The organism is Finegoldia sp. (genome assembly GCF_046991905.1).
Taxonomy (GTDB): domain Bacteria; phylum Bacillota; class Clostridia; order Tissierellales; family Peptoniphilaceae; genus Finegoldia.
In genome coordinates, this window is record NZ_JBKWZF010000002.1 from 45,713 (window position 1) to 64,459 (window position 18,747).

Annotated in this window: 16 protein-coding genes and 1 CRISPR repeat array; of the genes, 13 read left to right on the top strand and 3 right to left on the bottom strand. The window is 29.1% G+C overall.

The genetic code is table 11. The features are described 5' to 3' along the window. Positions 1-20: 20 nt before the first annotated feature. Positions 21-461, top strand: coding sequence for a hypothetical protein (locus ACLUJM_RS01360; RefSeq protein ID WP_412411964.1), 441 nt, complete (start codon positions 21-23; stop codon positions 459-461). A 65-nt stretch (positions 462-526) separates the two neighbouring features. Here the strand turns inward: ACLUJM_RS01360 and ACLUJM_RS01365 are convergent, their stop codons facing one another. Next, positions 527-1,084, bottom strand: coding sequence for a CD3072 family TudS-related putative desulfidase (locus ACLUJM_RS01365; RefSeq protein ID WP_412411965.1), 558 nt, complete (start codon positions 1,082-1,084; stop codon positions 527-529). A gap of 87 nt (positions 1,085-1,171) precedes the next feature. On the opposite strand from ACLUJM_RS01365, the gene ACLUJM_RS01370 reads away from it, so the two are divergent. The 12 genes from ACLUJM_RS01370 to ACLUJM_RS01425 all read left to right on the top strand — a co-directional run bounded on the left by ACLUJM_RS01370 (position 1,172) and on the right by ACLUJM_RS01425 (position 18,043). After that, on the top strand, positions 1,172-1,873 hold the full coding sequence (locus ACLUJM_RS01370; protein WP_012291126.1) for an ATP-binding cassette domain-containing protein: 702 nt from the start codon (positions 1,172-1,174) through the stop codon (positions 1,871-1,873). Next, the gene (locus ACLUJM_RS01375) at positions 1,866-3,476 is read left to right on the top strand and encodes a hypothetical protein (RefSeq protein ID WP_412411966.1); all 1,611 of its coding nucleotides are present in this window, start codon (positions 1,866-1,868) and stop codon (positions 3,474-3,476) included. The genes ACLUJM_RS01370 and ACLUJM_RS01375 overlap by 8 nt, the downstream gene beginning before the upstream one ends. A 226-nt stretch (positions 3,477-3,702) precedes the next feature. Continuing rightward, the gene (gene cas6 / locus ACLUJM_RS01380) at positions 3,703-4,422 is read left to right on the top strand and encodes a CRISPR-associated endoribonuclease Cas6 (protein ID WP_412411967.1); all 720 of its coding nucleotides are present in this window, start codon (positions 3,703-3,705) and stop codon (positions 4,420-4,422) included. Between the two features lie 9 nt (positions 4,423-4,431). After that, entirely contained in the window at positions 4,432-6,213 is a 1,782-nt protein-coding gene (gene cas8a1 / locus ACLUJM_RS01385) for a type I-B CRISPR-associated protein Cas8b1/Cst1 (protein WP_412411968.1), read from the top strand. 10 nt (positions 6,214-6,223) lie between these two features. Continuing rightward, positions 6,224-7,105 carry a type I-B CRISPR-associated protein Cas7/Cst2/DevR gene (gene cas7i, locus ACLUJM_RS01390; RefSeq protein ID WP_412411969.1) on the top strand — a complete coding sequence of 294 codons (882 nt, stop codon included), beginning with the start codon at positions 6,224-6,226 and terminating at the stop codon, positions 7,103-7,105. Next, complete coding sequence (cas5b, locus tag ACLUJM_RS01395) at positions 7,083-7,886, top strand: type I-B CRISPR-associated protein Cas5b (protein WP_412411970.1); 804 nt, start codon at positions 7,083-7,085, stop codon at positions 7,884-7,886. Before cas7i ends, cas5b begins: the two co-directional genes overlap by 23 nt. A gap of 12 nt (positions 7,887-7,898) precedes the next feature. Continuing rightward, positions 7,899-10,166, top strand: coding sequence for a CRISPR-associated helicase Cas3' (gene cas3, locus ACLUJM_RS01400; protein WP_412411971.1), 2,268 nt, complete (start codon positions 7,899-7,901; stop codon positions 10,164-10,166). Continuing rightward, positions 10,163-10,660, top strand: coding sequence for a CRISPR-associated protein Cas4 (locus ACLUJM_RS01405; protein ID WP_412411972.1), 498 nt, complete (start codon positions 10,163-10,165; stop codon positions 10,658-10,660). Before cas3 ends, ACLUJM_RS01405 begins: the two co-directional genes overlap by 4 nt. Positions 10,661-10,668: 8 nt before the next feature. Then, a complete protein-coding gene (gene cas1b, locus ACLUJM_RS01410; protein WP_412411974.1) occupies positions 10,669-11,661 on the top strand; it encodes a type I-B CRISPR-associated endonuclease Cas1b in 993 nt (330 codons plus the stop codon). A gap of 2 nt (positions 11,662-11,663) precedes the next feature. Continuing rightward, entirely contained in the window at positions 11,664-11,939 is a 276-nt protein-coding gene (gene cas2, locus ACLUJM_RS01415) for a CRISPR-associated endonuclease Cas2 (protein ID WP_035109318.1), read from the top strand. A 181-nt stretch (positions 11,940-12,120) separates the two neighbouring features. Beyond that, positions 12,121-15,373: direct repeats of the CRISPR family, unit length 30 nt; unit sequence ATTAAAATCTATCCAGAGTGGAATGTAAAT. A 448-nt stretch (positions 15,374-15,821) separates the two neighbouring features. Continuing rightward, complete coding sequence (locus tag ACLUJM_RS01420; protein ID WP_412411978.1) at positions 15,822-17,636, top strand: cell wall-binding repeat-containing protein; 1,815 nt, start codon at positions 15,822-15,824, stop codon at positions 17,634-17,636. 302 nt (positions 17,637-17,938) lie between these two features. Beyond that, complete coding sequence (locus ACLUJM_RS01425) at positions 17,939-18,043, top strand: hypothetical protein (RefSeq protein WP_412412072.1); 105 nt, start codon at positions 17,939-17,941, stop codon at positions 18,041-18,043. Positions 18,044-18,261: 218 nt separating this feature from the next. Here the strand turns inward: ACLUJM_RS01425 and ACLUJM_RS01430 are convergent, their stop codons facing one another. Then, positions 18,262-18,447 carry a hypothetical protein gene (locus ACLUJM_RS01430; protein WP_294684492.1) on the bottom strand — a complete coding sequence of 62 codons (186 nt, stop codon included), beginning with the start codon at positions 18,445-18,447 and terminating at the stop codon, positions 18,262-18,264. A gap of 18 nt (positions 18,448-18,465) precedes the next feature. Continuing rightward, the gene (locus ACLUJM_RS01435) at positions 18,466-18,678 is read right to left on the bottom strand and encodes a hypothetical protein (protein ID WP_294684493.1); all 213 of its coding nucleotides are present in this window, start codon (positions 18,676-18,678) and stop codon (positions 18,466-18,468) included. Positions 18,679-18,747: the final 69 nt, after the last annotated feature.

An 18,747-nucleotide genomic window follows, 5' to 3' on the forward strand; every position in this document is an offset into this window, starting at 1 on the left:
CTTGGGTTGGGATTGTACCGTTGAATATATTAGTAGATTTCTTGGTAACTTTGTTAGCTTTGAAATTAATGAAAATCGAAAATCCATTTGCTATCATCAAAAAATCACTTGCCAAAACAGTTGCACTTGGATTTGTCGCAGATATAATCGCTACGGCGGTTTTGATGATTTTATCATTTGGGATTACTGGAACTAGAAATACTTTTGCAAAATGGTTCTATGATAATATTTCAATTCCGATATTGAACGATTATTACGAAACACCTTGGGGAATTTTGGTTATGATTCTAGCAGTTATGTTCGCAGGATTTTTGGTGTATGTATTCAACCGCAAATTTTCGTTCAGACACACTGATTTGTCAGAATCTCAAATCAAAAAAGTTTCATTGACATTGGCAATAATAACAGCACCGTATCTGTTTTTGATACCTACAAATGTATTTTATAATATGTTTAATTAATGAAAATATAATATTGCAATAAAAAAACTGTGTGAATTTGTGTTCACACAGTTTTCGTTTTTTAGCTATTTATTTTTTATAGATTCTTCAATTTTTTCTATGATTTCATTTTGGTTTCTGTCGTTATAACCGTAAAATTTTGCGCTGATATTTTTATCGTTAAATAATTTTTCTAACTCTTCCATGAACACGCCATTGTCATCTGTCATTTCAATAGATTCTACACAAGATGCGAAGTCTTTTATCGCAGAGATTTCCCCCTTAAATTCATTAGATTTACAAGTTAGTCCAATTCCACAGCTAGGAGAGCCATCTATTCCTATAACTCCCAAAAAATTTACCCCATCTTTGATGTAATCTTCGATTTCATTGACAATTGGATTTAACAAATCACGGCTTGTTTGTCTGTAAAAATTATTGTCGAATTGTTCGTACACACTACCCCAACGATTGGACCCGTACATTCTGTTTTCTGGACAAGGCAATTGAAAAATCCCTACATTCATTTTCATTAAATTTTTAATTAAATTCAAACTATCTTTTCTGCCTGGGTCGTTTTTGACTACGGCAAGTTCATTCAAAAGACAATGTGACACCAAAATTATATTCTTATATTCTTGCATACGCACCTCTATAAAATAATTATAGCATATTTTAACAATACACCAAATGTATGGTATAATTAATACAATAGTAAACAGGAGGATAAAATGAAATTAGTAATCAAAAATTTGACTAAAAAATACGACGATAAATTGGTGCTGGACGAAGTAAATTATGAATTCAAAGAAGGGGTCATCACTTCTGTTTTGGGTAGAAATGGAGCAGGAAAAACAACTTTATTCAACGTCTTATACGATGAGATAGATTTTGATTCGGGAGAATTTTATTTGGAAAATGAAGGCGTAACTGAAAAACTTAAAAAAGAAGATATAGGAATGCTTTTTTCTGAAAATTTCTTGCCAGAATTTCTCACAGGATATGAATATATCAAATTCTATCGTGACATCAATTCTCCAAACGATATAAAAACGGTTGAAGATTACATGGAAATGATGGAATTTTCCAAGAAAGATCAAAATAGACTCATCAAAGATTATTCACATGGAATGAAAAGCAAAATTTCTTTGATTACGCTGTTCATTTCAAGACCGAAAGTTTTGTTATTGGACGAACCATTGACAAGCTTGGATGTTGTAATCAGCACGCAAATCAAAAAATTACTTATGGAATTGAAATCGCAAGGAAGAATTATTGTACTATCTACACACATGTTGGACTTGGCAAAACAATTGAGCGAAGAAATCGTGCTACTACACCACAAAAAATTACAAAAATTGGATTTGGACAAGAACGATGAGAAATTCGATGCAGAACTTTACGACATTTTAAAGGATGAGTCCGATGAGTAATTATCTTAGCACTTATTTGAAACTTGTCATGAAGATGAAGCTCAATCAGACAATGTATCAACTTCGTAAACTTTCAGTTTTCAAGAAGATTATTCCTGCGGATATTTATGGAAATGACGTGTTGAGCTTTGGATATTCTGCGTTTTTTTACATTTCATACGTAATCAAAACATTGTTTTTAAAAATCTTGTACTGTGTAGCAGTTTATGGAATAGCAGTTATAGGAGCTGCGAAGATTTTCAAAGGAACGATTCAACAAAATATACTTATAACGTTCTTTTATTTGTCTGTTGTAATCGGAAGTATGATTTCACAATTTATGTACGTAAGTTTCGATAACGAGGATTCGATTTGTGTCAAAGCCTTGAAACTTGACGCCAAAAAATACACGATTTTGCAGGATTATTTGTCAGACATTAGCTTTGCAATCTCAGGAATAATATTAGCGATATTTTTCGCTATATTCGACATCAACCCAATGAATGCAATGAATATCACTGTATTTTGCCTTGGATTTAGAAAATTAATAAAATACATCAACATTTTAGCCTATTCCACAAAAAACAAAAAACATTTAACCGCAAATTACATTTGCATGTGGGCGATTTTACTATCGGGAATGGGACTTTTGGCGTTGTACAGCATGAAATCCAAATATTTTGTAGAAATATTCTACTCAACTTATGCACTGATTTTCGGGATTGTTGCATACATTATTGGAGCTGTTCTGATTTCAAAAACCGACAAAATCAGACATATCGCTAGACTTGAAATCACCAATAAATCCATAATCGATCACGACAACACATTCAAAGACATCAACACAGTCGCATACCAAATCGACGATGAAAAAATAGCAAAAGAAAACGGGAAAACTTACGATAATTACAACGGGATAGAATACATCAATAAACTTTTCAGATACAGATTCAAACACAAATACAAAAAAATGATTCTAATACGTTCGGGAATAATTTTGGCTGTTGGTGTAATTGGATTTATCGTACTAAGAGGACTCACAATCAATCCAAAACCAAGTGAGTTGAAAATATTGGTGTCAGTATTTCCGGTGATATTGATATATGCAGCAGTTCAAGTGGCAATTCCAGAATCATTCAACAGATTTATTTTCTTAAATATGGACAGATATTTGATGAAACAAATGATTTATGCCAATAAACAAAACATAAAACAAACACTCAATTTTAGAATAAAACAAAACCTAAAAGATAACGCAATCCAATTTTCATTAGTATTATTAGTAGTATTTAGCTGGATATTTGCAGCAAAACTAATGACATTAGAATTGTCGATAAAAGCGATAGTCGCCGTTTTAATAATGTATGTATATATAAGCGTCAAACAGTTATACATGTACATTCTACTTCAACCATTTACAGTTGGATTAAAAAGCAAAAACATAGTCTATTCAGTATTAAATTCCGCAGAAACATTAATCTTTTGGGCAATAATAATCCTTCAATTAAAATTGAAGTTTAACATTGGATTAATAGTATTGGCGATTTGTGTGTTGTATAGCGTTGTAGGATATTTTTTGGTGTTATCAAAAGGTGATAGAACATTTAATTTAAGAAAAAGTTAGGGAAAATAGAATAAAAAATTAAAAAAACAAGCTCTCCAGCTTGTTTTTTCCATTTTGGTTAGATTTTATTGTTGTTTTGATGGTTACAAATATATTTACATTTCATTATGAGTATATTTTAATAAATCCATTTTAACATAAAAAATTTTTTAAAACCAGTTGACATTTTTGTTAAAAAGGTTTATGTTACTAATATAGGGAACACAAAAAAAGGAGGCGAAACAAAATGCGATTCAAAATAAGTATTTATTTAAATACTTCGAATATCCCAATTGATAAAAATAGGATGATATTATCATTTTTAAAACATAATCTAGAACGAAGCAATAAAGAATTCTATGAAAAAATGTACAAAAAAGGAAATGTAGACAGGAAAAAATCAACTTTCTCGCTTTATTTAAAAAACGCAAAGTTTGAAAATGATTTTATAAATATTCCGGATAAAACCATAATTTTGTATTTTTCAACATCTGATATGATTTTTGGCATTGAATTTTACAATGCTATGATGGAAGGAAAATCACATCCTTATTTGTACAAAAATATTGAATTAACTATTAAACAAATTCAAATGATTAAGGAAAGAAATATTATAGACAATGAGGTAGTTTTTAAAACAATGTCACCTTTAGTGATCAGAGATCACAAAGACAACTCAAATACCTGGTACTATGATATTTGCGACCAAAAAGGGAAGAAAATTTTCATAAGAAATTTAAAGAATCAACTATTAGAAGAGTTACCAGAATCTAAGTATGATGTTGATAATATTGATGTGAGAATTATTTCTAATAAGAAAACAGTAATAAAATACTATGACATTTGGATTCAATCAAATCTTTGCATATTTGATATTAAAGCAAAACCATATATTCTTAATCATTTGCATAAAAGCGGAATAGGATCTTTAAAATCAGCAGGTTTTGGGATGTTGAATTTAATGTAGGAGGTTAGTTTGGGAGAAATAATAACAATAAAATCTGATGATTGGCTAAAAAATGCTGGTATTTGTGGTTTATATAATATACTGGAAAAAGCAGGACATAAAAATCAGATAGAAGTGAGCTCGGATGAAATAAAATTTCCTGTAGAATTGCTAAAAGGATTCTCAGATATGTTTTTTAATTATTTGATAGAAACCTACAAGGATACTTTCTCATTATTCAGAATTATTAACGCAGAAAAATTATTAGACAATTGGATTGAAAATGACTTCGAAAAATTTGAGAAAAAAGAACTTGATTTACTTAATTTGAACATTGAAAATTTCAAGAAATATATAAAAAGTAATAGCTACAAAAGTGCTTATAAATTGATAGGTGGAAATGTAGATCCTGAATTATTAGAAAAAAATCTTCAAAAAATCAAACTAAAGAAAAAAGAAAAGGTTTTAGATAAAATAGAAGATATAAAAAGTCAGATAGCTACAATGAAAGAAATAATTAGCTACTTTCAAAGTGATGATGCAATTAAATACATTGGAGCGAAAAATGCGATTTACAACATAATTAGAAATGCATGGGACGGAGTCAGCTTTTTAAATCGTCAATGCAAAAATCCAGATATGTATGATGAATATCAAGATTATTTTGTTAATCCAGCAATAGAATATATAGAAGACATCGACAAAAACAAAACAAAGTTTAAGTATCAATGTTTGGCTTGTTCTTCTAAAATAAAAGACTTGAATTCAGATATTGGTTTCATACGAGAAATGGGATTTGATACAAATAGAAAGACATCTCATGTATGGGATTTTAATAATTATGTAGCTATTTGTCCAATCTGTAGATTGGTGTATTCATGTGTACCAGCTGGTATTAATTATGCATTCAATAAAGGAATTTTTATTAACTATTCAATGGACTTGAACGATTTAATTAAAATTAACAAGAAGATAAATTTTGAGATACATGAAAATAGTTACTCGGGAATATCTATTTACAAATCAATACAAGATAATATGAATGAGAATTTAAATGAGAACTCTCAGTATGAACTATCAGATGTTCAAGTGGTTAGGTTTTATAGAGATGTAGATAAAGACTCTATAAAATATTACTTCAACATAATTAACAAAGTTGTATTGGAGACGATATCTAGTTGCAAAACTGAATTGAACACGATAAAACAAGAGAAATATAGCGAAAATTCTAATGATAAGTATATCTACAATGAGGTAATGGAAAAGTTATTAAATAATCAAAATCAATTCCTGTTAGTACAAAAATTACTTCATTACAAGCTATCAATACCTGACAGCACGTATTATAAAGTGGGTATTGTTTCAAGTATATTAAAAATTAATATTAAATATTTAGAGGAGGCAGGTTACGTGAAAAAACTAGAAAATAATTTAGTTGACGAAGCTAGAATTGCTGGGCACTATCTTCAAAAAGCATACAATATTTCAGGAAAAGGTAAAGTGGAGATTGACGAAGTATTACAACAAGAATCTAGTGAAAATGAAGATAAAAAAAAGAATAATAATTTAGCATATAATAAAAAGCTTAATGGCATAGCTTACAGAATGTTAAATGCACTAAAAACAAATAACAAGCATTCTTTTATGGATACGTTGATTAATGCTTATATGTATGTTGGTAAGAGTATCCCAAAAATATTTGCTGAAAACTTGGAAGATGATTTAGTATTTAAAAATATTGGATATGCTTTTATTACTGGAATAATAGGATATATAAAAGAAGAAAACAAAGATAAAGAAGAAAATAAATAGGAGGATACAAATGAGTAATTTAAAACCAAAAGGATTAACACTTACAATAATATTTGAGGCTGAAAGTGCCAATTATGGAGAATCAATTGGAAATGTGGCATCATTAAAGAAAGTTGCGAGAAATAACGGGGAACAATATTCATACATTTCTAGACAAGCCATTAGATATAACATTGTTGAACAATTAGGAGAAGACTTAGCCCCAGTAAGTGCTGAAGGAAAAGGTGAAAAAAAGGTTGTACAATTTAGTAAGGATGCAACTATTGCGAAATACCCTGAAATAGACTTTTTTGGATATTTAAAAACAGAAAAAAATACTGGCGGCAAAAAGAGAAGCGCTAAAGTTAGGTTATCAAATGCAACATCATTAGAAACATACAAGGGAGATTTGGATTTTCTAACTAACAAGGGTTTAGCAGACAGATTATCTGAAAATATGAATTTAGCGCAATCTGAAATCCATAAATCATTATATAAATATACTATCACTTGTGATTTGGACCAAATTGGGATAGATGAAGTCTATGATATTAATCTTCCAAAAGAAGAAAAAGCACGAAGAGTAAATAAACTATTGGATACAGTATCAATGCTTTACAGAGATATAAGGGGAAGAAGGGAAGACTTAAAACCATTATTCGTTATTGGTGGTATTTATGATACTAAAAATCCATTTTTCCATAATTTGGTAGATGTAAAAGATAAAAACATTGATGTTGAAGCAATAAGCGAAGCAATGCCAGAAAGCGTAGAAAAAGAAACTTATTGTGCGGTTTTATCAAAGAAATTCGAAAATGATTCACAAATAAAAAACGAATTGAATACTATATCAATGTCTGAATTCTTTAAGGTTATTAAAGATAAGGTTAATGAATATTATGAAGGCTGTTAAACTACACTTATATCAAGATTTAGTAAATTATAGAAAGCCAATGAGTTTTCAAATAAAAGAAACTTATCCTCTTCCACCTTATTCTACGGTAATTGGAATGGTTCATAATATGTGCAGATACTCTCAATATCAACATATGAATATAAGTGTTCAAGGTAAGTATGTTTCTAAGGTTAATGATTTATACACTAGATATGAGTTCAAAAATGGATACAAATTTGAAGCATCAAGACACCAAATAAACGTTGATGGATTTGGAGTAGGAAGAGGTGTTTCTACAACTGAGTTGCTTTCACAAGTAGAACTAGTTATTCACGTAATGCCAAAAAATGAAGATCAAGTAACAGAAATTTATGAAGCATTTAAAAAGCCGTGGGAGTATCCATCTTTAGGAAGAAGAGAGGACTTAGTAATAATAGATGATGTAAAAATTGTTGAAGTCAAAGAATGCGATGTTGAGAGAAGTGTGTATTTGAATAAAGATATGTACGCATATATTCCTTTAAAAATTTCTGAAAGCAGTAAAGATTTTGATTCGGATAAGTACAACTATTTGAATAATTCAATCTACAGATCAAAAGCAAAATCAGGAGTTCCTCATAGAGGTACAAAATATATCTTGAATAAAGATTACGAGAGCGTAGATTACGGAAACAAAAAGAATCCTAAAAAATTTAGGATATGGAATAAAATAGAAGTGCTGTATACATCCCATATTTATGCAGATTCTGATTTTGAAATTTTAATGGATGATACGGGAGATTTGGTGTTTTTTGCATAAAAGGAGAATTGAATGCATCATAACAGATATTTGGCAAAATCAAATCCAGAAGAAACCATACAACAACATACAGATAATCTTTTAAAACAATTGGAAATTTTAAAATCGATATATCCTAATATAAATGTTAATTTTGATTTGTTGTATTACGCTTGTTTATATCATGACTTGGGTAAAATTTCTCTAAGCTTCCAGAAAAAAGTAGATAAAAATTTATCTGATAGTATAACGAATAATGAAGAATTTCCACACGGAGTACTAAGTACATTATTTATTGATACTAAAAAACTCCGAAAACTAGGTTTTTCTTCGGAAGAAGTTTCATTGCTTTATCAAAGCGTATATTATCATCACCATCGAAAATCTTTGGATAATGTAAATAAAAGTAAAGTTACAGATCAAATTGATAGTTTAAAATTAGAACTAGAAAATTTCCATTACGATAAACTTAATGATATTAAATTAGTGGAATTTAAGGAAAGATTATTAGATAATAGCACAATTGAAGATCAAACAAAGTTTCTTAAAAAGTATATTATCCTTAAAGGGTTACTAAACCGATTAGATTATGCAGCAAGTGCACACATAAAAGTTGAAAATAAAAATGATTTTTTGGAAGAATATCTTGAACTTTTTATGAAAAAACTAAAGAAAAAAGAAATTGAAAAAGGAAATCCAGAACCCAAATGGAATGATTTGCAACTTTTTATGAAAGAGAATAGCAATGAAAACTTAGTGATAATAGCACAAACAGGAATGGGAAAAACAGAAGGTTCATTGTTATGGATTGGTAATAATAAGGGTTTTTTTACATTACCGATAAGAACAGCAAACAATGCTATATATAATCGTCTTAAATTCGATATATTAAATGGAGAAAAAATTAATGAAAGGATAGCACTGCTTCATGGAGACACAAAATCTTTTTATTATAATAACTCTTCAGAAAACGAGACAACAGCAGATATAGAAGGTTACTTTACAAAAACTAGGCAGCTGTCATTGCCAATAACTGTAAGTACTTTGGATCAATTATTCACGATAGTATTTAAATATAGAAATTACGAAAGTGTACTTGCTACATTGTCCTATTCAAAGGTTGTAATCGACGAAATACAAATGTATGGGTCTGAATTGATAGGGTATTTAATTGCAGGGCTCATAATGATTCAAAATATCGGGGGAAAGTTTGCTATCGTAACGGCAACTTTTCCTGGATTTTTGAAGCAATTAATGAATGAATATGGATTGAAATACAAAATGAGTCCGGCTCCATTTGTTGATAAAGGTAAAATTAGACACAGCGTTAAATGGATTGAAGAGAAAATAAACTCTGATTTTATTGAACAAAAATATTATGATAATAGAATTTTGGTAATTTGTAATACGGTAAAAGAATGTCAAAGTTTATATTCAGAATTGAAGGATAAAGAAATTCCTGTAAATATGTTTCATTCGAAATTTATCAAAAAAGACAGAGAGCAAAAAGAAGCAAACATATTAGAATTTGGTAAGTTATTTAAAAATGGAAAAAGAAACAATGATGTAGGGATATGGATAACAACATCGGTAGCAGAAGCATCATTAGATATTGATTTCGACGTCTTAATAACTGAATTATCTGATGTTAATAGTCTGTTTCAGAGGTTTGGAAGATGTTACAGAAAAAGAGAATGGTCAGATGAAGGATATAATTGCTATGTGTTTGATGGAGGGAAAAAGAAATGTTCAGGAGTCTCAAGTGTTATAGATGAGGAAATTTTCAACATTTCTAAGCAAAATCTAAGACGATTTTTTGCTTCTCATTCTTCTAAAATTACCGAAGAAGAAAAAATGAAATTGGTAGAATCTATTTATTCATATGAAAATATTAAGAATACAAAATATTACAAAACAATAACTCATTTTATTGACAAACCAGAACTATATCTTCCAGCTGAAACAGACAAAAAAGAAGCTCAACAAAATTTTAGAGAAATAGCATCTGTAACTGTAATGCCTAAAACAGTATATGACGAAAACAAAGAAGAGATTCTCAACTGTTTAGAGGAATTAAATGATTTCAAGAATGATATTTCCAAGAGAGTTATCGCACGACAAAATATTTACAAATACACATTAACATTAGGCTATGAAGAATTTGCTAATGTTTATAAGCATAGTATCACAAATATTATTGAATTAAGCAGTTATGAAAGAATTCAAGTTGTAGATTGTAATTATAGTTATGATTTTGGTCTTTCGGCAGTACAACCTAATTCAGGAGGAATATTCATATGACAGAAGATAAGATTACTGGGCTTATGATTTACTACTATTTTGTTTGTAAAAGAAAACTGTGGTATTCTTGCCAAAACATATCTATGGAATCGGAGAACGAGAATGTATCTGTTGGAAAATTTGTAGATGAATCTTCATATATAAAAAACAGAAAACACATTATGATTAATAACGAGATTAACTTGGATTTTATCGAGAATTCAAATACTATTCACGAGATTAAGAAAAGTAGAAAAATTGAGAAGGCTTCGATTTGGCAAGTCAAATATTATTTGTACTATTTGAAAAAACGTAATATCTATAATTTGAATGCGAAAATAGATTATCCTCTTTTGAAGAAAACGGTGGAAGTTGAATTATCCGAAGAGGATGAGCTTACTATAGATAAATCTATCGAGGAAATAAAAAGGATAGTTTCGTGTGAATTTCCACCTGAATTTGAAGTTAAAAATATTTGTAAGAGTTGTGCATTTGAAGATTTGTGCAAAATATAGGAGATTTTATGAAGAATAGCTTGTATGTTTATCAAAACGGGGAATTGAGAAGAAAAGATAATACACTTCAATTTTGCACGGTTGATGGCGAGAAGAGGGACATTCCGATAAATATGGTATCAGAGATTTATCTTTTTGGAGAGGTTAGTATTAATTCTAAATTAATAGATTTTCTGTCTCATAATGACATAATCGTTCATTTTTTTAATTACTATGATTTCTACAGTGCAAGTTTAATGCCAAAAAAATCAAAAGTTTCTGGGAAAGTAACAGTTAAACAAGCCAAATTTTATTTGGACGATGAAAAAAGACTGCAACTAGCGATGAAATTTGTAGAAGGTGCAGGTAAAAACATATACAGAAACCTTAGATATTATAATGGCAGAGGGAAAGATCTCGAAGAGTATATGAATGAGGTTAATTATTACCTAAAAAACTTAGACAAAGCAAGAGATGTGCAAGAACTTATGGGTATGGAGGGTAATATTCACAAAACATATTACAAATCGTGGAGCACAATTATTAATCAAGAGATTGATTTTGAAAAAAGAGTCAAAAGACCACCAGATAATATCGTGAATACTTTGATTTCGTATTTGAACTCATTAGTCTACACAACCGTCTTGGGAGAAATTTATAAAACTCAGCTGGACCCCACGATTAGTTTTCTCCATGAACCTGGCGATAGAAGATATTCGCTGAGTTTGGATATTGCTGAAATATTTAAACCGTTGATAGCTGACAGATTAATATTTTCGTTGTTGAACAAAAATCAGATACAAGACAAACATTTTAGTCAAGAATTAAACTATTTGTACATGAAAGAATCGGGGTCGAAGGTAATATTGCAAGAATACAATAAAACTTTGCAAAGAACGATAAATCATAAAGATTTATCCAGAAATGTAAGCTATAGATATCTAATTAGATTAGAATGTTATAAATTGGTGAAGCATTTTATTGGTGAAAAAGAATATGAACCGTTTATAATTTGGTGGTAAAAATGTATATAATTTTGGTGTATGACATTTCAAATGAAAATAATGGACAGCGAAGGTGGAACAGAGTATTCAAAATATGCAAACAATACTTAAACCATATCCAAAACTCCGTGTTCGAAGGAGAAATCTTGGAATCGGATTTGTTTAAGTTGAAGAAGAAAATCCAAAAAGAAATCGATGAGAAGATAGATTCAGTAATAATATTCAAAAGTCGAAACGAAAGATGGCTTGAAAAAGATATATTGGGAACAGAAATTGATGATCCACAATTTATCTAAATATAATTGTCGATCACCTGTATAGACAAGATACACGTAGATTGACAATGCCTAAAATAACATATTGTTTTGTATTACATTGAATTATTTTCAAAAAAATCGTAAATTTGATATACTTAAAAAAGACATAGACAGAAACACCGTCTATAAGCATTGGAAATACTGTCATAGACAGTCACCTATTAAAATCTATCCAGAGTGGAATGTAAATAATACAAGAAAAGACGAAAAACAAGAACAAGATACAATTAAAATCTATCCAGAGTGGAATGTAAATAATGCAAAATCTGATGACAGTAAATATAAAGTTATTATTAAAATCTATCCAGAGTGGAATGTAAATTATATAAGCGTAAATTGAAACTAAATGGTACAAAATTAAAATCTATCCAGAGTGGAATGTAAATACAGAAATATTAAAACAAGTATTTACTAATTTTGAAGATTAAAATCTATCCAGAGTGGAATGTAAATAATAAAGCATAAAACAAGCTATTTACACTTATTATCATTAAAATCTATCCAGAGTGGAATGTAAATTACCAATAAGTTATTGCAACAAATGTTGAGACAGGAATTAAAATCTATCCAGAGTGGAATGTAAATAGGAGACTTTGCTGGATCATTTAAATGGGGTTATGCATTAAAATCTATCCAGAGTGGAATGTAAATGCGTCTGACGATACAACCAAGTGTTTACTTACTGATATTAAAATCTATCCAGAGTGGAATGTAAATGGACAAAACTCCAATATTTTTTGTTTTCCAGTTAGATTAAAATCTATCCAGAGTGGAATGTAAATAATTATACAAATAGTAAATATTATATAAGCGAATATATTAAAATCTATCCAGAGTGGAATGTAAATATTTAGGCTGAAATCCTCAACATCGAAGTAAACAGGAATTAAAATCTATCCAGAGTGGAATGTAAATATACATTGTTGTATACCCATATTTAGCATATTTGTGAATTAAAATCTATCCAGAGTGGAATGTAAATGCAACTTCTGCATATGCTAAACATAAGTTGTTAGAATTAAAATCTATCCAGAGTGGAATGTAAATAATGATCGCCCATATCTGTAGTATCCATTCTATTTGAATTAAAATCTATCCAGAGTGGAATGTAAATCAACTCAATATCTGTTTTGTTGCTAATACTAAGAAAATTAAAATCTATCCAGAGTGGAATGTAAATGTCCATACGATTTTTGCAAGCTTGCCAGTCCCTGGAATTAAAATCTATCCAGAGTGGAATGTAAATTTCTTTTGTTCTTGTGTTGTCTTTTTTATTATTAATATTAAAATCTATCCAGAGTGGAATGTAAATTTAGACATTTTTTGAAAAGCTTTTAATTCTCTAAACATTAAAATCTATCCAGAGTGGAATGTAAATATAATTGATGCAAAAACATATGAAGAGGCACAAGAAATTAAAATCTATCCAGAGTGGAATGTAAATTATTGAAGCTTGCTACTGATATTGCTTTAACTAATATTAAAATCTATCCAGAGTGGAATGTAAATATCTGAGCAATCCATTTAAGCACATCATAAGTTTTATTAAAATCTATCCAGAGTGGAATGTAAATAACATATATCCTATGAGCCACAAGCTCACAAATGCATTAAAATCTATCCAGAGTGGAATGTAAATACTTATGCAACCGATGTGTTTGCAACACCATCTATATTAAAATCTATCCAGAGTGGAATGTAAATGCATTTAGCTCTTTTAATTCTTTTAATAAATAAATTTATTAAAATCTATCCAGAGTGGAATGTAAATTATTTTTTTAAATAATTATATTCTTTTGTATTCTTGTATTAAAATCTATCCAGAGTGGAATGTAAATTTTGATGATTATTATGTAGCAGATAGTTTTAGCTATATTAAAATCTATCCAGAGTGGAATGTAAATAAAAAAGTAGAATCGAGGGAATTATTCAAACTCTTAAATTAAAATCTATCCAGAGTGGAATGTAAATATTTGTGGAACGCTAAAGACTTTATGCCAAAGTTCAATTAAAATCTATCCAGAGTGGAATGTAAATTTACTAAAAGCTTTAGAGTGGTGGAAAAGTGCCGAATTAAAATCTATCCAGAGTGGAATGTAAATCAAGAGTAGATTTTATATCACTCGCAACAGTTTGATTAAAATCTATCCAGAGTGGAATGTAAATGTTTTTGTTACAACGTCTGTTTTATTTGCTTTTTTATTAAAATCTATCCAGAGTGGAATGTAAATGTGTCAAATCCTTGATTAAGTGGTACAACATTGTTATATTAAAATCTATCCAGAGTGGAATGTAAATTTCAATTTCAAAAATACCTCGTGTGAAAATATGTACATTAAAATCTATCCAGAGTGGAATGTAAATTGTGATATCCAAACCCCAATACACCGTCAACCTTTAATTAAAATCTATCCAGAGTGGAATGTAAATTAGTCAACAACGTGAAGAACCATTGCAATACCACTGCATTAAAATCTATCCAGAGTGGAATGTAAATTAAAAAGAACGAAGTAACATTCGTTGGGCGTGCTAAATTAAAATCTATCCAGAGTGGAATGTAAATCGTCTCTTTGAAATCTTATCATAAGCTAACTGTAAATTAAAATCTATCCAGAGTGGAATGTAAATATCATATAGAAATAACCTCATATCAAGCCTTTCACGATTAAAATCTATCCAGAGTGGAATGTAAATGAAGTGCTACAAGCAGGCGAAATCTGGGCTAATAAAATTAAAATCTATCCAGGGTGGAATGTAAATAGTTTCCATGCAAGGAAAGCACCAGCAATTCCAAGATTAAAATCTATCCAGAGTGGAATGTAAATTTAAAAGGACTGTTAGGCGCTTTCGCTCTTATCCAGATTAAAATCTATCCAGAGTGGAATGTAAATATTTAAAAATCACACATCAGACATAACTGTTGAGATTAAAATTTATCCAGAGTGGAATGTAAATTTGGAAAAGAACACAGGTTGGATTTCAGAACTTGCATTAAAATCTATCCAGAGTGGAATGTAAATCTCGTCCCTTTCATTTTTTTCTACATATTTTCTGCATTAAAATCTATCCAGAGTGGAATGTAAATTTTAGGCAAGATTGACGGAAAGAGTTATGGCTTGATTAAAATCTATCCAGAGTGGAATGTAAATGTACTTTTAAACTTTAGTGGAGGTTGGGAGGGATTGCATTAAAATCTATCCAGAGTGGAATGTAAATTTCCCAAACTTTTACATATTTGACACTCTTTTTTAATTAAAATCTATCCAGAGTGGAATTTAAATAATGAGGTAAAAAGAATTAATATTACTGGAAAGAAATTAAAATCTATCCAGAGTGGAATGTAAATTTTCATAGCGTTTGTGAATTGGTGCATTGGGTAGACATTAAAATCTACCCAGAGTGAAATGTAAAGCAATTAACTCCCAAGAATATATAAACAAGTTGAAATTAAAATCTACCATAGTGGAATATAAATGATTTCATAACAAAAACTAACCAAGTGACATTGTTATTATTAAAATTTAACCATAGTGGAATGTAAATATATCTAACTCAATGAGAGAACTTTATACAATGCAATATTAAAATTTAACCATACTGAAATGTAAATTTCCACCTCTTCAATAGAAAAGTCCTGATCGATAGATTAAAATCTACCCAGAATAAAATGCAAATGATTTATTTATTAGTGATTCATCAACTATTGCTCATTAAAATCTATCAACAGTGGAATGAAAAGAGATGCCTTAACAATTGTAAATTAAAATAAATAAGCTCAATCTAAACTCCATTTAAAATGTGTAGGATATTAATAATAAAACATGATATACTAGAATTAAATGATATTTAATGGAGGGAATTATGAACTTAAAGAAAAACTTAGTTAAATGTACAGTTGCATTATCATTAGCAACAATGCTAACGATTCCAACAAATGGACTTGCATACAAAGAAGCAAGAATAGGTGGACATGATAGATTTGATGTAGCAATCAACATATCGAAAAAGTATGAAAACTCAGATACATGCTATTTGATTAATTACCTAGCATATCCTGATGCAATAGCATCTTCAAACTATATCAAAGATAGAAATGAAAAACATATACCTATATATTACACAAAGTCAGACAAAGTAGACACAAAAACATTAAACCATTTAAAAACAAAAAAATACAAAGAAATAGTCATATTTGGTGGAGAAAATTCTGTATCAAATAAAGTAATCCAACAATTAAAAAATAATGGTTTAAATGTTAGTAGAAGTTCAGCAGGAAAAAATAGATACGATACAGTTAATGATTTACTAATAGGATCTACATACTACGAAGACGAAAATATAATATTAGTAAGTGGAGAAAACTTTGCTGATAGTTTAATCGCTACATCGTTAGCAAAAAAACTAAATTGTAAGATAATAATTACACCTTCCAATGAAATTGACAAGACAATCAAAAATGAATTCTTTAATACAAATAAAAAACAAAGAGCAAAAGTTAATAATGTATACATAGTGGGTGGAGAAAAATCAATATCAAAAAATATTGAACAACAATTCTCTGAAGTAGCGAAAGTTCATAGAATAAATGGAAGAGATAGGTATGATACATCATTACTGTTAGCAAAAGAAATTGGAAATGATAAGTATACAGTTGTAAGTGGAGAAAACTTTGCGGATAACTTAGTTGCTATTCCATACTCTTACGCACATGACAGAACTTTGGTTCTTACCAATCCAAAGTATACTTCTAATAAATTAAAGACTTTAATCAGAAATACAGATTTCATGATAGTTGGCGGAGAAAAATCTGTTCCAGATGAAATACTAGAGTTAGAAAACAAAGATTCAGTAAAACCAGATGACAAAAAAGAACAAGAAGAACCAGAAGATAAAAATAATCAAAAGGATCAGGAAAAGCCAGAAGATAAAGAAAAACAAGAAAATGAATTGATAACAATTACTACGTTTCCTTATGCAGAAATAAAATTGAAGGCAAAGTCTTTTGAAGAAGCTTTAAAGTTATCAGAAAATATAAAAACATACCCATATGAGATATCAATTCCTAATGATATACTAGAAAAACTATATAATGATGATCATGAAATTTTACGTCATAGTATTATAATACGAAATAAATCAGATTTAAATAGTTTGAAAATTATGTATTATGATGAAATAAAAATGAAAAAAGAATTAAAAACTGTTGCAAAGTCAGCTTTGAATTATGGAAAAGGAAATGACAAAAAAACTGTGGAGTATATTATAAAATGGATATGTAACAATACAACTTATGACCAAAGACATTATTCCAAAAACATTCAAGATCAAATAGACGCTATTGGACATCCTGTTTTATGGTATCAAGATAGAATAAAATCCAATAAAAAAGTGGGTAGGGGAGTTTGTGATTTATATGCTGCTTTATTTAACCAATTATGTGAGTATGCAAATATTCAAAGTGAATCTGTATTAGTAGGTATAAAAACAGAACAGTATGATCATGCTATAAATGTTGCAAAAATAAATAATCAATGGCTATATTTTGATGTTACTTTTTATGACTATGGAGATAAAAATAAAACTTTTAATAATTTAGGAAATTATCCACGCTTTTTTGCTACAAGAACTAATATGCAAAAACTTTATAAAGTAATAGAAAAGATTGATTTGAATTAAAACGAGACTGTGAAATAGTTTGTGTATAGAATCCTCCTGATATTGTAGTAATCAGGAGGATTTTAGAATACCAAGAAAAAGATCAGAAACAAGATTCAACAAAATTCATATTATATAGAGAAATAAAAGATAAAAGACTTAAAAACAGTATACAAAGCATCAGCAGAAAAACTAATACTAAGTAATCTAGATATATTTGAAGGGAAATGGCGGAAAAACATCCAATGTGTGTAAATTAGTATAGAAACAACTGGGCTGAATTAGCAACATATTTCAAATATCCAGATAGAATAAGAAAAGTAATATATACAACAAATAGCATAGAAAATTTTAATAGACAACTTAGAAAAGCAAAAAAACAAAACAATATTTCCAAGCGACTACGCCCTAAAAAAGCTTGTATCTAGCGATTGTAGATGCTTCAAGTAAGTGGACAAGTAGAATAAGAGGATGGGGGTAAATATTGTCACAACTATCAATATTTTTGAAGTCAGAATCTAAATTTTGCCATTAAAACAATAAAAGGTATATTTAAAAAAATAAAAAATATCAGCTCACAACCTATCAGGAAGAGCTAATACACAAAACTTTTCACATACCCATTAGAAAACCTGTTAATCATGAATTAAAACTCAGTACTTTTCTGGATATCGTCATCTTCTATTATTTCAAAATCATCTGGATCGTACAAGTAATCTTCATCAGTATCATCAATAATTCTTATAAATTCACCTTCATATCCTAATGCTTCGTAAATTTTGTTTTTAGTTAGAGATATACCCCAATTTTCTCTTATATATTTAGCTTTCATCATTGTCATCCTATTATATTAATTCTTATCTTTTATCCAATCATTAAAGTCGTATCCACGTACTTCTAACTCGTTTTTTATAGAGTCCAGCACAAATTCATATCCAGCAATTACACCTTCATCAAATTCGCTATTTAATTCTTTTTCATAATCTTCTTTTCGTTCAACTATATCCATTATTATTGCTTTTAGGGTTTCTTCGGACCATTTCCAATCTATTTTTGACTTCATAATTTACTCCTATTTTAGATATCTATAAATTTTGTTATTATCATTCAAACATTAATCAATATTTAGTTT

Bases quoted from the DNA above. Each gene is read 5' to 3' on its own strand.
- ACLUJM_RS01435 (WP_294684493.1), bottom strand. From the start codon at position 18,678: ATGAAGTCAAAAATAGATTGGAAATGGTCCGAAGAAACCCTAAAAGCA.
- ACLUJM_RS01405 (WP_412411972.1), top strand. From the start codon at position 10,163: ATGACAGAAGATAAGATTACTGGGCTTATGATTTACTACTATTTTGTT.
- ACLUJM_RS01430 (WP_294684492.1), bottom strand. From the start codon at position 18,447: ATGAAAGCTAAATATATAAGAGAAAATTGGGGTATATCTCTAACTAAA.
- cas1b (WP_412411974.1), top strand. From the start codon at position 10,669: ATGAAGAATAGCTTGTATGTTTATCAAAACGGGGAATTGAGAAGAAAA.
- ACLUJM_RS01375 (WP_412411966.1), top strand. From the start codon at position 1,866: ATGAGTAATTATCTTAGCACTTATTTGAAACTTGTCATGAAGATGAAG.
- cas7i (WP_412411969.1), top strand. From the start codon at position 6,224: ATGAGTAATTTAAAACCAAAAGGATTAACACTTACAATAATATTTGAG.
- cas6 (WP_412411967.1), top strand. From the start codon at position 3,703: ATGCGATTCAAAATAAGTATTTATTTAAATACTTCGAATATCCCAATT.
- ACLUJM_RS01420 (WP_412411978.1), top strand. From the start codon at position 15,822: ATGAACTTAAAGAAAAACTTAGTTAAATGTACAGTTGCATTATCATTA.
- ACLUJM_RS01365 (WP_412411965.1), bottom strand. From the start codon at position 1,084: ATGCAAGAATATAAGAATATAATTTTGGTGTCACATTGTCTTTTGAAT.
- cas2 (WP_035109318.1), top strand. From the start codon at position 11,664: ATGTATATAATTTTGGTGTATGACATTTCAAATGAAAATAATGGACAG.
- cas3 (WP_412411971.1), top strand. From the start codon at position 7,899: ATGCATCATAACAGATATTTGGCAAAATCAAATCCAGAAGAAACCATA.
- ACLUJM_RS01370 (WP_012291126.1), top strand. From the start codon at position 1,172: ATGAAATTAGTAATCAAAAATTTGACTAAAAAATACGACGATAAATTG.
- cas5b (WP_412411970.1), top strand. From the start codon at position 7,083: ATGAATATTATGAAGGCTGTTAAACTACACTTATATCAAGATTTAGTA.